Here is an 11,947-nt window from a genome sequence, read left to right as displayed (position 1 = left end):
GCAGGAAAGCCCCCTTGCCGTGGCGTCAAAAGGCTGTTTGGGTGCCGGGCGCAACCCGCTCGCAAAGATCGCCCCATGCCAGCCGACAAACCGCGCCGCTTCACCTTCCTGCTGCTGGACCGCTTCACCATGCTGCCATTCACGGCCGCGATCGAGCCCCTGCGCTTGGCCAACCGGGCCTCGGGGCAGGCGCTGTTCGACTGGCGGCTGGTGGGGCCGGGGGGCGAGGTCGCGACCTGCTCGAACGGCACCCGCGTGATGCTGGACGGGGGCCTCGACCCCGAGGCCCCGCCGCCCGGTCGCGACGAGGTCGTGATCGTCTGCGGCGGCACCGAGATCGCGCGCGAGGCCACCCGCCCGGTGCTGGCCTGGCTGCGCCGGCAGGCGCGCGGGGGCGCCGCGATGGGGGCGGTCTGCACCGGCACCTGGGTCCTGGCCGAGGCCGGGCTGCTGGACGGCCGCCGCGCCACCATCCACTGGGAGAACCACGACGGCCTGGCCGAGGCCTTCCCCGAGGTGGACCTGTTCCGGTCGGTCTTCGTGCATGACGGCAACCGGCTGACGGCGGCGGGTGGCACCAGCTCCATCGACCTGATGCTGCACCTGATCGCGCTGGCGCATGGCGACGCGCTGGCCGCCGACGTGGCCGACCAGATGCTGCACACCGCGATCCGCACCGGCCAGGACAGCCAGCGCCTGTCGATCCCCATGCGGATCGGCGTGCGCCATCCGCGCCTGGCCGCCGTCATCGCGCGGATGGAGGCCAATCTGGAGGACCCGATCAGCCCCGCCCAGCTGGCCCTGGATGCGGGCATGTCCACCCGTCAGCTGGAGCGGCTGTTCCGCCGCTATCTGAACCGCAGTCCAAAACGCTATTACATGGAGACCCGCCTGTCGCGGGCGCGCAACCTGCTGATGCAGACCGAGATGTCGATCATCGAGATCGCGCTGGCCTCGGGCTTCTCCAGCCCGTCGCATTTCTCGAAATGCTACCGGGCGCAATATGGCAGCACGCCCTATCGCGAACGCGGCACCACCGCCCCGCGCGCCGGTTGAGGCGAGTCAGGACGATCCGCGCGGCGGCTCGAAGCGGTTCACCGGGATCTTCAGATAGCGATGCCCGTCATCCTCGGGCTCGGGCAGGCGTCCGCCGCGCAGGTTGATCTGCAACGCGGCCAGGATGCGGTCGGGCAGGGGCAGCGTCGCGTCGCGCGCCCTCCGCAGCGCGATCCAGTCCGCGCGCGCGGTGCCGTCGCGGACATGGCGGTTCTCGGCCCGGTGGCGGGCGACCGTGGCCTCCCATGCCGGACCGTCGCGGCCCTCGGCGCCATAGTCGTGGCCCACGAACAGCCGGGTCTGCGGCGGCAGGGCCAGGATCACCTGGATCGACTCCCAAAGCGCCTCGGCATCGCCGCCGGTAAAATCGGCTCGCGCTGTGCCGACATCGGGCTGCATCAGCGTGTCATGCACGAAGGCCGCATCCCCGCAGACGAAGGTGATCGAGCCGAGCGTATGGCCCGGCGACAGCATCACCCGCACCTCCAGCGTGCCGATGCGGAAACTCTCTCCCTCCGCGAACAGCCGGTCGAAGGCGCTCGCCGGATCGAAGGCATGCGGCAGGTTGTAGAGCCGGCCCCAGATTTCGGCGATCTCGGGGACGCGTGCGCCGATGGCGTTGGGCGCCCCCGTCCGCTCGCGCAGCAGCGCCGAGGCCATGACGTGATCGGCATGCGGGTGGGTGTCCAGCACCCATTCCACCGTCAGCCCCTTGCGCCGGACCAGGTCCAGGACCTGATCGACGCTCTCCGTCGTCAGGCGGTAATGCTGCACGTCCAGGTTCCAGACCACGTCGATCAGCGCGGCCCGTCGGGTCGCCGGATCGGCGCAGACATATTGCACCGACCCCGTATCGGGCTCGTAGAGACCCCAGACATCCGGGCTGCCCGGACCGGTGGAGGGCGAATGGCGCATGATACGCGTCATGACGATGCCCCCGCGGGACGGGCCGTGGCGGCGCGCTTCATCCGGGCACCGATCCACAGCCCGATCAGCATCGTCGGAACGAAGACCAGCGTCCCCGGCGCCATCAGCGGCAGTGCCGTCAGCGCCGGCCCCGGACAGAAGCCTCCGATGCCCCATCCGATCCCGAACAGCGCGGCGCCGGTCAGCAGCGGACGGTCGATCTGCCGCCCCGACGGGACGTCGAAGCGGTCCCCGATCAGCGGCGCCGGACGCCGCCACACCAGGCGGTAGCCCAGGAAGGCGGTCAGCGTCGCGCCGCCCATGACGAAGGCCAGGCTGGGGTCCCACCGCCCGGCGATGTCCAGAAAGTTCAGCACCTTGGCCGGATCGGCCATGCCCGACACGATCAGGCCCAGCCCGAAGACCAGACCGCTGAGAAAGCCCGCGAGAATGCGCATGGATCAGCCTCCGATGACGTGGCGCAGCACGAAGACCGTGGCAAAGCCCGCGGCCACGAAGGTCGCCACCGCCGCAAGAGACCGCCGCGACAGACGCGCCAGCCCGCAGACCCCGTGCCCCGAGGTGCAGCCCGAACCAAGCGCCGTGCCGATCCCGACCAGCAGCCCAGACAGCGCCATCGCCGGCAGGTTCTGCGGCACGCTCTGCGAGACCGCGCCTCCGACCAGCAGGACCGCAACCGGTGCCGCCAGAAGGCCCGCGATGAAGGCCCACCGCCAGTCGCGATCCGTCGCCGCCGCGGCCATCGGCGCAAGCGAGCCGAGCGCCCCCTGCGTGATCCCGGCGATGCCCGCGATCCGGCCGAAGAGGGCCATGACCATCACCGCGCTGAGCCCGATCAGAACGCCGCCGCCTAGCGCGCTCCAGGGCGTGAAATCCGTCGTGACCTGCAGGTCCATCCGATGCCTCCGATCACAGGGCGCTTGCCGTGGCCGCTGCATGTGCCATAATATGAACGATCACTAAATAAGTAAAGGCTTATGTAATGCAGATCGACGCCGATGCGTCCCTTGCCCTGCAGGCGCGTGCGGACCACGTCGCGGCGCGCCTGTCGCTTCTTGCGAATGCCAAGCGCCTGCTGATCCTGTGCGAACTGGCCAAGGGCGAACGGTCCGTCGGCGCGTTGCAGCAGGCCGTGGGCCTCGGCCAGTCGGCCCTGAGCCAGCATCTGTCGAAGCTGCGAGAGGCGGGCATGGTCGCGACGCGCCGCGAGAGCCAGACGATCCACTACCGGATCGACGATCCCGACGTGCAGGTGATGATGAGCGCTCTCTACGAGGCGTTCTGCAGGGACGTCTGACAGGGCAGAGGGACGCGAAACAGGCGCCCTCCGCGATGCCCGACGGTCTCACGACCAACAGGCCGGTGGCCCGCAATCGCTTATCTTACAATATCTTTGGATGATTTTGGCTGGGGCGGTAGGACAGTATTACAAATTTTTCTAAGTGCATATTTTTAAACAAGTTACTGACTTTTATTGACTATTTCTATCCAAGTTGTAACGCATGACTGTAACACATGGCCCTTCCACATGGTGCAGTTTCATGGCTCGACTTAGCCACCTAATGAGGCGCGGTGCATCCTATTCCGCCCGCATTCGCGTCCCGCTCGACCTGATTGAGGTCATCGGTAAGAAAGAGTTGGTGCGCGCCCTGGGCACCACCGAAGAAGCTGAGGCCAAGCGCCGACTCTGGCCGGTCATCGCCGGATGGCATCGTGAGTTTGATGACCTCCGTGCAAGACGTGCGCTGGTGCCCAGTGATCGCGAAGCTGCCACATGGAGCCGCTACAGCGACACTCTTGCCCGTGATGACCAGAGGCGCGGCCAGCTGCCCAGCGAAGCCGAGATCGACGCCATCACCGAGCAGGCCATCCAGCGCGTGCATGATGAGAAGATCGACACAGACGACCCGCTGGCGATGCTAGACCTTGCCGTGGACGTGCAGGTGGCAAAGTAGGCCGCGTCTGTGGACGCCAACGCCCGCAGGGTGAAGCTGGCAGAGATGCGCAAACATCTGGCTAAGGGTGAAATGGCGCTGATCGCTCATGAAGTTGACGACTATCTGTCGCGCAACGGCCTGTTGGTGGATCGCGGAACGCCCGATTGGATCAGCCTTGCCAGGCACATGATGCGGGCCGAGATAGAGGCTCTGGAACGCACGCTAGAGCGCGACAGAGGCGACTACACCGGCCAACCGCGTGACCCACTGGTGACGCCTGCGACTGGCCCCCGGCGCGAGACTGCGAAGCCCGGCGAAAGCATCATGGAGGTTTTCGAGATTTTCGCGCGTGAGAACCCGCGCGGTGTCGCGAAAGATCGTGTGGACCAGTGCCGCCGCGACATCGGAACTTTCGTTGATCTGGTCGGGGCCAATTTTCCCGTCGCCAAGATCGGCAAGCCCGAAGTGAGAGACTGGAAACAGTTGCTGGTCAAATATCCGGTCAAGGCCACTGAGACCAAGGCGTTCGCGGGCATGAGCATGCAGCAGATCATCAAGGCCAACGAACAGGTCGGAAAGCCGGTGATCGCCGACCGGACGGTGAACCGCTACCTGTCGAGCCTGTCGGCGTTTCTGTCATGGGCGGTCAATAACGGCTACCTCGACCGAAATCCCATTGAGGGGCTGATGCTCAAGAAAGAGGCGAAAGCACCGACCCTGCCGTTCAAGTCGGACGAGCTACAGACATTGTTCAAGTCGCCTTGGTTCGTCGGGTGCCAGAGTGCGGATGAATGGCGCAACGTCGCCAAGCCCGGCAATGTTCTGATCCGCGACCACCGGTTTTGGGTGCCGCTGATCATGCTGTTCTCTGGCGCGCGTCCTGGCGAGATCGGCCAGCTTGCCGTGTCGGACGTGCGGCAGGAACACGGGCACTGGATCATGCACATCACCACCGAAGGCGAGGCAACCGAGGCCGGGAAATCCGTCAAGACCGCAGGTTCAATGAGGGTGGTGCCAGTCCATCCTGAGTTGGTTAGGCTTGGTTTTCTGTCCTACCATGAAAAGCGTGTTGCGGATGGCGGCGCGCAACTGTTCCCCGGTGCCATTCGGAACAAGCGCGGTCAGATGCTTGCCGACCTGTCGCGTGAGTTTGGCCGATACCTGACGCGGATAGGCATGAAAGAGGGCAGGGGACTTTCACTATACAGCTTCCGGCACGGTGCTACGGACGCGCTTCGACGCGCTGGCTATCTCGACAATCAGTTCGGTTTCATCCTTGGGCACGTCGAGCCTAGCATGACGGGCCGCTACGGCATCATGCCCCAAGGGATGCTGGAACAGCGCGTCGAGTTGGTGAACGCAATCGCTTATCCCGATCTGGAACTGTCGCACCTGCACCCATCATAAGCGTTTCTTTAGCTAAACGCATTGCGCCATAAGAAAGATTGTGGTATTTTTGCCACAGTAGTTCTTGTTGCGAGTTGTCTTGTGTCCATGCTTTCTAGCCTCGCCCGTGCGTTCGGGCGGGGCGACCCCCTCGAACAGAAATCCGTCACCCTGACCGACCCAGCGGCGTTGGCCTTGTTCGGCGTGCAGCCCGTCGCCAGCGGCATGACCATCACCGCCGCGAGCGCCATGCGCGTTCCTGCCGTCCGCCGCGCTGTCAGCCTGATTGCTGAGTCCGTCGCCTGCCTGCCCTTCAAAGTCTATGAGCACGACAGCCGCGAGGCCGCTAAGGACCATCCGGCCTTTGCTCTTGTCCACGATCACGCGAATGACTGGACCAGTGCCGAGGCGTTCCGCGAACACCTGACCGCCGACGCCCTGCTGACCGGCCACGGTTACGCCCAGGTAGCGCGCAACGCCGAAGGCAAGCCGGTGTTTATGCTGCGCATGGACCCCGGCGCGGTCACAGTTGAGCATGACGACTTCGGTGAACCGTCCTATCGCATCCGCCTCAAGAGCGGTGGCGAACAGGTTCTGCCGTTCCAAGACGTGCTGCATATCCAGCCGCTGCACGGCATCAGCCCGATCACGCTGGCCCGTGAGGCCATCGGTCTAGCGCTGGCCGCCGAACAGCACCTTGCGGGCTTCTATCGCAACGGCGGGCGGCCCAGCGGTGTGATCCGCCACCCCGGCAAGATGGACGCGACCGGCCAACAGAAAATCGTTAATAGCTGGTTCAGCGCCCACGGTGGCGACCAGTCAGGCAAGACGGCCATCCTTGACGAAGGCATGGAGTTCCAAGAGATCGCCCTGAAGCTGGCCGATGCCGAGTTTTCAGAAGTCCGGCGCGAACAGGTGCGCGAGATCGCCCGCGCCTTTGGCGTCCCGCCTGCGTCCCTGTTCGAGATGAGCCGCGCCACCTGGTCGAACTATGAACAAGCTCAGCGCGAGTTCCTGACCGGCACCCTGCGCCCGTGGATCACCCGGTGGCAGGCAGCCTACAGCCGCTGCCTGCTGACGCCCGACGAACGCGCCAGCCTCTATGTTGAAGGCAACCCCGACGACATGCTGTCTGTCGATCATGCGGCCCGCGCTACGGCGTTTAGCCAGTATCGGTCCATGGGCGTGCTGACCGGCAATGAGGTCCGTGCCAGCATGAACCGACCCCCGCTGCCCGGCGGTGATGAACTGTCCAATCCCTTCACCTCGACCGGCGCGGCCCCTGCGCCCGCCCCTGCCAGCCCCACACAGGACGATGACGCATGACCATCACGCACCGCGCGTTTTTCGGCGACGGCGAACGCAGCTTTACCCTGAACGATCCGATGATCACCGAACTGGAACGCCTGACGGGCACCGGCATCGGTGGCCTGTTCCTGCGCCTGACGCGCAGCGACTTCCGCCTGGTCGATCTGGTCGAGATCATCCGGCTGGGCCTGATCGGTGGCGGCACCAACCCCGAGGATGCCGCGCGCCTGGTCGAGACCTACGCCCGGCACCGGCCCATCGGTGAAATCCTGCCGCTGGCGCTGGACGTGATCGACGCCCGGTGGAATGGCACCGAGGTCGCAGCATGACCGACCATATCGAAGTCAAAGCCCACCTGACCGCGACCGACGCGGGCGAGATCACCGGCACCGCATGGCCCTTTGGCAGCGCCGACCGCGTTGGCGACACCATCCTGAAAGGTGCCTTCGATCAGCCCGCCAGCCTGCCGATGCTGTTTGCCCATGATCAGGCGCAGGTGATCGGCGTCTGGGACCAGATCGCGGAAACCGAGACTGGCCTGAGCGTAAAGGGCCGCCTGCTGGTCGATGACGTGGAACGCGCCCGCGAGGTCCGCGCCATGATCCGTGCCGGTGCCGTCACGGGCCTCTCTATCGGCTTTGTCACGACTGACGCCACGCGCACCACCAAGGGCCGCAACATCGCCAAGCTGGCCCTGCATGAAATCTCTGTCGTCGCGGTGCCTTGCCACCCCGGCGCGCAGATCACGTCCCTGAAATCGCAATCCACCATCATGGAGACCCAAGTGGAAAACGAACTGGCCGCAGTGGCCGACCCCAAGACCCCGGCCAATGATGCGCCGGTCATCGACACCAAGAAGCTGGATGCGGTTCTGTCGCGCCTGGACAAGCTGGAGGCCAAAAGCGCCCGTCCCGGCGCCCCGGCCATCACGCAAGGCGAGAATGCCGAACAGAAGGCGTTTCAGCGCTATCTGCGCGCAGGCGAACAGCGCATGGACGCAACCGAGATCAAGGCGCTGTCGGTGGCAGACAATGCCAACGGCGGCTTTCTGGTCCCGACCGAACAGGGCAGCGAAATCCTGAAGCGCCTGACCGAGATGTCGCCCATCCGTCAGTATGCCAACGTGCAGACCGTCACCGGGTCGGAGATCGTGTTCCCGACCCTGCTGACCGGCGTGAACGCCTTCTGGACGGCAGAGGGCGCGGACATGACCGTCAGCGAACCGACGTTCGGTCAGGTCAAGATCGCGAACCATGAGGTTTCGAGCTTCTACGTCGCCACCAATCAGGTTCTCGAAGACAACCAGTATGATCTGGAAGGCGAGATGACGACCGAGATCGCCAAGGGCTTTGCCAAGGTCGAAGGTCTGGCGTTCGTCAAGGGCACCGGCACCGGCCAGCCGCGCGGCCTGATGACCGCCCCCGGCATTGCCGAAGTGAAGACCGGCGTAGCCACGACCTTCCCGACCAGCAACCCGCTGGACGTGCTGATCGCCATGCAACACGCAATTCCGTCCTTCCATGCCGCCAGCGCGGTCTGGGCAATGAACCGCAACACCCTTTCGGTCATCCGGCGGTTCAAGGACGCACAGGGTCAGTATCTGGTCACAGACGCTAAGGACGGCGGCGTCATGCGCCTGCTGGGCAATCCCATCGTGGAAATGCCCGACATGGACAACATCGGTGCAGGCACCTCGCCCATCGTCTTCGGCGATATGTCGGGCTTCCGCATCTTCGACCGTATCGGCCTGTCCGTCCTGCGCGACCCCTATACGCTGGGCACGAAAGGTCAGGTGCGTTTCATCGCCCGCAAGCGCGTCGGCGCGGACGTGACGCACGCCGACCGGTTCGTGAAACTGCGCGTGGCGGCCTAGGCTCCAGACCCATTGATTTCATGCTTTTCGCGTGATTCAGGCTCCTCAAGGAGACCTGATCGATGAGTAATCTTTACTGGCTGAGCGACGCCCAGATGGAGCGTCTGAAACCGTTCTTTCCCAAAAGCCATGGCAAGCCCCGCGTCGATGATCGCCGTGTCCTCAGCGGCATAATTTTCATCAATCGCAATGGGTTGCGGTGGTGTGACGCGCCGAAGGAATACGGCCCGGCCAAAACCCTCTACAACCGCTGGAAGCGCTGGAGCGACAACGGGGTTTTTGCCCGGATCATGGTCGGCCTTGCCGCCGAGAGCGCCGAGCACAAGACGATCATGATCGACGCGACCTATCTCAAGGCACACCGCACGGCCTCAAGCCTTGGGGTGAAAAAGGGGGGCGCGGGCGCCAGATCGGGCGCACCAAAGGCGGTATGAACACCAAGTTGCACGCTGTCGCCGATGCCAACGGGCGGCCGATCGGGTTCTTCATGTCGGCCGGCCAGGTCAGCGATTACACCGGCGCGGCGGCGCTGCTGGGCAGCCTGCCGAAGGCTGGGTGGCTTCTGGCCGACAGGGGCTACGACGCTGATTGGTTCAGAGACGCGTTGAAAGACAAGGGGATAAAGGTTTGCATCCCCGGACGGAAGTCCCGCAAGAAGGTCGTCAAATACGACAAGCGGCGTTACAAAAGGCGTAACCGCATCGAAATCATGTTCGGGCGTCTGAAGGACTGGAGGCGCGTCGCAACCCGTTATGACCGCTGCCCGGAAACGTTCTTCTCAGCTATTATGCTCGCCGCAACCGTCTTGTTCTGGCTGTGAAACTCAATGAGTCTGGAGCCTAAATATGAAGATACCAACCTGTGGTCGCAATAGGGGGGGGTGGTTCCAGACTTTGCGCCGTGTCAGGAAACCGGCGCATGGAGCCGCGCGCAAGATAGACTGAATATAACTTTTCAACTGGAAGCGACTGTGGTATTTTTGCAACAGTAACCAGTTGCGAGTTTTCCATGTCCCTGCCCATCGCCCTGATCCGGGCGCATCTTGTGATCGACCATGACGCTGACGACCAGCTTCTGACCCACTATGGTAACGTGGCGGGCATGTGGATCGCGGCTTACACCGGCCAGCCGTTCGATGCCAACAACGCGCTGATGGTGCAGGCCGCGTTGCTGCTGGTGGCGACGCAGTATGAAAGCCGCGAGGCAGTCACGTTCTCGAACGCCTATCAACTGCCCTTCGGCGTGCATGACCTGCTGTCGCCTCTCAAGGACCGCGTGACGGGCCATGTTGCCGAGGTGGCGGCATGAGCATCACCCGCCAGTCATCAAACGCTCTGACCCGCCGTCTGGCCGCCCTGCCGAAAGAGATTATCGCCAAGGTCCAGCCCGCTATCGTCAAGAGCGTGGCCGAGGTTGCCGCCGATGCCTCGACCCTTGCCCAGGCATCCCGGCGCACCGGATCACTGGTGGAGTCCATCGAAGCGACTGGCCCGAACCAGACCACACCTGCGTTCGCTACCGAGGGCGGGCGCAGGACAGCGCATGAGCTACAGGGTTTCGTCACGGCGGGCGATCCTGACGCCCGGCACGGCCATCTGGTCGAGTTCGGAACCGAAGAACGCCAGCGCAAGGACGGGGCCAGCACCGGCACCATGCCCGCCAAGCCGTTCCTGTTGCCCGCGTGGCGACTGAACCGCGCCCGCGTGCAACGCAGGATCAATACGGCGATCCGCCGGGCCATCCGTGAGACCGCCCAATGATCCCGGTCGATGCGTTTCAAACTGGCGTCCGTGCCGCCCTGCTGGCCGATCCGATGATCGCGCAGCACGTCGCGCCCGATCAGGTCCGCATGGGCAGCGTGCGGCCTGCGCAACTGCCCGCCATCATCATCTCGCCCACGCGCGCCAACATTCTTGGACGCGCGTCCGGCGGGCAGATCGTGGCCGAGGTCAGCTTGCTGGTCAGCGTCTATGCGTCGAACACTGGCGAAGACGACGCTGACCTTACCCTTGGGCCATCCGCCTTCACCACACTGATGGACGCGCCGACGATGCACGGCCTTGTGGTCGATCAGTGGGAACGTCCGTCGATCATCATGCACGATCAGGCGGCGGCAGTCGGCAATGCCTCGCAGGACATCATCAGCCTGCGCGCGGTCATCCGGTGGCATGACTGATGCGCGCCGGAAAGCTACAGCACCGCGTCCAGATCGAACGCCATCAGGAACTGGTCAGCGACAGCGGCCATGTCCGTAAGGTCTGGCTGCCGATCCTGACCACGCGCGCAGAACTGAAAGAGGCCAGCACGACCGAGTTCCTGACCGGCCAGATCGAAGGCGACACCGCGCGGGCGGTGTTTCTGATCCGCTGGCCGGTGGTGACGATCACCACCGCCGACCGCCTCGACCATGCCGGGCAGCGGTGGAATATCACCGACTTGACCGAGATCGGGCGCAGGCGTGGCCTAGAGATCAGAGCCGAGGCCGTCGCATGAGCACCCATCTGCGAGGGGTGAAACCCCGAGTTAGCGTCGATCAGGAACCGCTGACGCGCGCACCCAAGCCGCCCGCGTGGTTCTCGACCTATGCCCGCGACGAATGGAAACGGGTCATGCCGACGCTGATAGCCCGGCGGGTGATCTGCAAAGCCGATCTGGCCCAGGTCGAGACCTATTGCGAGATGACCGGCCTTGTCCGGCAGATCACCCACGAGCGCCAGCTTGCGGGCGCGCTGATCGACGTGAAGCTGTTCGGCGTCCAGAACCGCGCAGCCCAGACCGCCCGCCAGCTTGCGGCCACCCTGGGGCTTGATCCGGTCAGCCGTGCCCGACTTGGAACCGCAGCACCGGATGATGACGACGACAACCCGCTGGCGGTGGTGTGATGCACCTAGATGCGTCGCTTAAGTTCTTTTTGCGCTTCGATTGGAAGCATCTGGCTGATCGCAACAATCAGTTCGATCACCTTTGCGGACATATCCTGTGCATCTGGCGCCGTAAGTTGATTAGCCAGGACGCTAATGCGCGCCATTTTGCTTGGCGTCTTCCCGTGATCTGCCAGCTTTTGCGAGAGTTGCGCGAAGAGTTCAGCACGAAGTGGATGCTCGTCATTCAGCTCCTCGAACCAATCTTGCAAGCGCGCTTCTGTCTTTCGCCCATCCATTTCACTTGCGTGTTCGAGGTAGTCCTTAACACTCAAGTTTTGATAGCCGATAAACTTGGAGGGTCCAAAGATCCAATCTCCGGCCTCAGTCCTATAAGCATACCAAGCACGAGCCATAGAGAGGCGGTCGCCCATTCCTTTCATCGCACCTTGGAAGTTTTTGATGCCTTCGATGGTCTCGGCAACGGAGTTGACAACTGCAGGAATCATAATTCTATCCTCTCTAAGATCACGAACAACCATTCATTCGCGTTGTTCAACTTATACAGTAACTTCTTGAGTAAGTTAAGGAGCGAATAT

Annotated in this window: 17 protein-coding genes; 13 read left to right on the top strand and 4 right to left on the bottom strand. The window is 63.8% G+C overall.

All coding sequences use genetic code 11. The annotated features are described in order from the left end of the window. The first annotated feature begins 75 nt into the window (after positions 1–75). Positions 76–1,056 (top strand): GlxA family transcriptional regulator, encoded by a 981-nt coding sequence (locus tag AACG61_RS10270; RefSeq protein WP_411837042.1) that lies wholly within the window; start codon positions 76–78, stop codon positions 1,054–1,056. A 6-nt stretch (positions 1,057–1,062) separates the two neighbouring features. Here the strand turns inward: AACG61_RS10270 and AACG61_RS10265 are convergent, their stop codons facing one another. From AACG61_RS10265 to AACG61_RS10255, 3 genes are read right to left on the bottom strand one after another with little or no spacing between them, the layout of a single operon-like run. Then, positions 1,063–1,983: an MBL fold metallo-hydrolase gene (locus tag AACG61_RS10265; protein WP_411837041.1), complete on the bottom strand. Its 921-nt coding sequence runs from the start codon at positions 1,981–1,983 to the stop codon at positions 1,063–1,065. Further along, a complete protein-coding gene (locus AACG61_RS10260) occupies positions 1,980–2,420 on the bottom strand; it encodes a DUF6691 family protein (protein WP_411837040.1) in 441 nt (146 codons plus the stop codon). Before AACG61_RS10260 ends, AACG61_RS10265 begins: the two co-directional genes overlap by 4 nt. A gap of 3 nt (positions 2,421–2,423) precedes the next feature. Continuing rightward, positions 2,424–2,879: a YeeE/YedE family protein gene (locus AACG61_RS10255; RefSeq protein WP_411837039.1), complete on the bottom strand. Its 456-nt coding sequence runs from the start codon at positions 2,877–2,879 to the stop codon at positions 2,424–2,426. An 86-nt stretch (positions 2,880–2,965) separates the two neighbouring features. Here AACG61_RS10255 and AACG61_RS10250 point away from each other — a divergent pair, with 86 nt between their 5' ends. From AACG61_RS10250 to AACG61_RS10195, 12 genes are all read left to right on the top strand, one after another. Continuing rightward, positions 2,966–3,280, top strand: a complete 315-nt coding sequence (locus AACG61_RS10250; protein WP_411837038.1) for an ArsR/SmtB family transcription factor — start codon at positions 2,966–2,968, stop codon at positions 3,278–3,280. 244 nt (positions 3,281–3,524) lie between these two features. After that, the gene (locus AACG61_RS10245; RefSeq protein WP_411837037.1) at positions 3,525–3,938 is read left to right on the top strand and encodes a DUF6538 domain-containing protein; all 414 of its coding nucleotides are present in this window, start codon (positions 3,525–3,527) and stop codon (positions 3,936–3,938) included. A gap of 72 nt (positions 3,939–4,010) precedes the next feature. Beyond that, positions 4,011–5,327, top strand: coding sequence for a site-specific integrase (locus AACG61_RS10240; protein WP_411837036.1), 1,317 nt, complete (start codon positions 4,011–4,013; stop codon positions 5,325–5,327). An 87-nt stretch (positions 5,328–5,414) separates the two neighbouring features. After that, entirely contained in the window at positions 5,415–6,632 is a 1,218-nt protein-coding gene (locus AACG61_RS10235; RefSeq protein ID WP_411837035.1) for a phage portal protein, read from the top strand. Next, positions 6,629–6,943 carry a gene transfer agent family protein gene (locus tag AACG61_RS10230; protein ID WP_411837034.1) on the top strand — a complete coding sequence of 105 codons (315 nt, stop codon included), beginning with the start codon at positions 6,629–6,631 and terminating at the stop codon, positions 6,941–6,943. Before AACG61_RS10235 ends, AACG61_RS10230 begins: the two co-directional genes overlap by 4 nt. Beyond that, the gene (locus AACG61_RS10225) at positions 6,940–8,487 is read left to right on the top strand and encodes a phage major capsid protein (protein ID WP_411837033.1); all 1,548 of its coding nucleotides are present in this window, start codon (positions 6,940–6,942) and stop codon (positions 8,485–8,487) included. The genes AACG61_RS10230 and AACG61_RS10225 overlap by 4 nt, the downstream gene beginning before the upstream one ends. Positions 8,488–8,549: 62 nt before the next feature. After that, positions 8,550–9,307, top strand: a protein-coding gene (locus AACG61_RS10220) for an IS5-like element ISPaes2 family transposase (protein ID WP_411836744.1) whose coding sequence is annotated in 2 segments (ribosomal slippage) — positions 8,550–8,874 and positions 8,874–9,307 — 759 coding nt in all. Because the reading frame shifts where the segments join, the coding sequence is not laid out codon by codon here. 188 nt (positions 9,308–9,495) lie between these two features. Next, positions 9,496–9,795: a head-tail connector protein gene (locus tag AACG61_RS10215; RefSeq protein WP_411837032.1), complete on the top strand. Its 300-nt coding sequence runs from the start codon at positions 9,496–9,498 to the stop codon at positions 9,793–9,795. Next, positions 9,792–10,247 carry an HK97 gp10 family phage protein gene (locus AACG61_RS10210; RefSeq protein WP_411837031.1) on the top strand — a complete coding sequence of 152 codons (456 nt, stop codon included), beginning with the start codon at positions 9,792–9,794 and terminating at the stop codon, positions 10,245–10,247. Before AACG61_RS10215 ends, AACG61_RS10210 begins: the two co-directional genes overlap by 4 nt. Beyond that, the gene (locus AACG61_RS10205; protein ID WP_411837030.1) at positions 10,244–10,663 is read left to right on the top strand and encodes a hypothetical protein; all 420 of its coding nucleotides are present in this window, start codon (positions 10,244–10,246) and stop codon (positions 10,661–10,663) included. The genes AACG61_RS10210 and AACG61_RS10205 overlap by 4 nt, the downstream gene beginning before the upstream one ends. Then, positions 10,663–10,980 carry a head-tail adaptor protein gene (locus AACG61_RS10200; protein WP_411837029.1) on the top strand — a complete coding sequence of 106 codons (318 nt, stop codon included), beginning with the start codon at positions 10,663–10,665 and terminating at the stop codon, positions 10,978–10,980. Before AACG61_RS10205 ends, AACG61_RS10200 begins: the two co-directional genes overlap by 1 nt. Next, on the top strand, positions 10,977–11,369 hold the full coding sequence (locus tag AACG61_RS10195) for a phage terminase small subunit P27 family (RefSeq protein ID WP_411837028.1): 393 nt from the start codon (positions 10,977–10,979) through the stop codon (positions 11,367–11,369). The genes AACG61_RS10200 and AACG61_RS10195 overlap by 4 nt, the downstream gene beginning before the upstream one ends. Positions 11,370–11,374: 5 nt before the next feature. Here AACG61_RS10195 and AACG61_RS10190 read toward each other — a convergent pair whose 3' ends face one another. Then, complete coding sequence (locus AACG61_RS10190; protein ID WP_411837027.1) at positions 11,375–11,890, bottom strand: hypothetical protein; 516 nt, start codon at positions 11,888–11,890, stop codon at positions 11,375–11,377. Positions 11,891–11,947: the final 57 nt, after the last annotated feature.

Source organism: Paracoccus sp. ME4 (genome assembly GCF_046736325.1).
Taxonomy (GTDB): Bacteria; Pseudomonadota; Alphaproteobacteria; order Rhodobacterales; family Rhodobacteraceae; genus Paracoccus.
This window is presented reverse-complemented; position numbering and strand designations above follow the sequence as displayed.

Excerpts from the sequence above, each read along its gene's own strand:
- AACG61_RS10255 (WP_411837039.1), bottom strand. The coding sequence starts at position 2,879 with ATGGACCTGCAGGTCACGACGGATTTCACGCCCTGGAGCGCGCTAGGC.
- AACG61_RS10240 (WP_411837036.1), top strand. The coding sequence starts at position 4,011 with ATGGCGCTGATCGCTCATGAAGTTGACGACTATCTGTCGCGCAACGGC.
- AACG61_RS10195 (WP_411837028.1), top strand. The coding sequence starts at position 10,977 with ATGAGCACCCATCTGCGAGGGGTGAAACCCCGAGTTAGCGTCGATCAG.
- AACG61_RS10205 (WP_411837030.1), top strand. The coding sequence starts at position 10,244 with ATGATCCCGGTCGATGCGTTTCAAACTGGCGTCCGTGCCGCCCTGCTG.
- AACG61_RS10265 (WP_411837041.1), bottom strand. The coding sequence starts at position 1,983 with ATGACGCGTATCATGCGCCATTCGCCCTCCACCGGTCCGGGCAGCCCG.
- AACG61_RS10210 (WP_411837031.1), top strand. The coding sequence starts at position 9,792 with ATGAGCATCACCCGCCAGTCATCAAACGCTCTGACCCGCCGTCTGGCC.
- AACG61_RS10245 (WP_411837037.1), top strand. The coding sequence starts at position 3,525 with ATGGCTCGACTTAGCCACCTAATGAGGCGCGGTGCATCCTATTCCGCC.
- AACG61_RS10270 (WP_411837042.1), top strand. The coding sequence starts at position 76 with ATGCCAGCCGACAAACCGCGCCGCTTCACCTTCCTGCTGCTGGACCGC.
- AACG61_RS10200 (WP_411837029.1), top strand. The coding sequence starts at position 10,663 with ATGCGCGCCGGAAAGCTACAGCACCGCGTCCAGATCGAACGCCATCAG.
- AACG61_RS10260 (WP_411837040.1), bottom strand. The coding sequence starts at position 2,420 with ATGCGCATTCTCGCGGGCTTTCTCAGCGGTCTGGTCTTCGGGCTGGGC.
- AACG61_RS10235 (WP_411837035.1), top strand. The coding sequence starts at position 5,415 with ATGCTTTCTAGCCTCGCCCGTGCGTTCGGGCGGGGCGACCCCCTCGAA.
- AACG61_RS10230 (WP_411837034.1), top strand. The coding sequence starts at position 6,629 with ATGACCATCACGCACCGCGCGTTTTTCGGCGACGGCGAACGCAGCTTT.
- AACG61_RS10250 (WP_411837038.1), top strand. The coding sequence starts at position 2,966 with ATGCAGATCGACGCCGATGCGTCCCTTGCCCTGCAGGCGCGTGCGGAC.
- AACG61_RS10190 (WP_411837027.1), bottom strand. The coding sequence starts at position 11,890 with ATGGTTGTTCGTGATCTTAGAGAGGATAGAATTATGATTCCTGCAGTT.
- AACG61_RS10215 (WP_411837032.1), top strand. The coding sequence starts at position 9,496 with ATGTCCCTGCCCATCGCCCTGATCCGGGCGCATCTTGTGATCGACCAT.
- AACG61_RS10225 (WP_411837033.1), top strand. The coding sequence starts at position 6,940 with ATGACCGACCATATCGAAGTCAAAGCCCACCTGACCGCGACCGACGCG.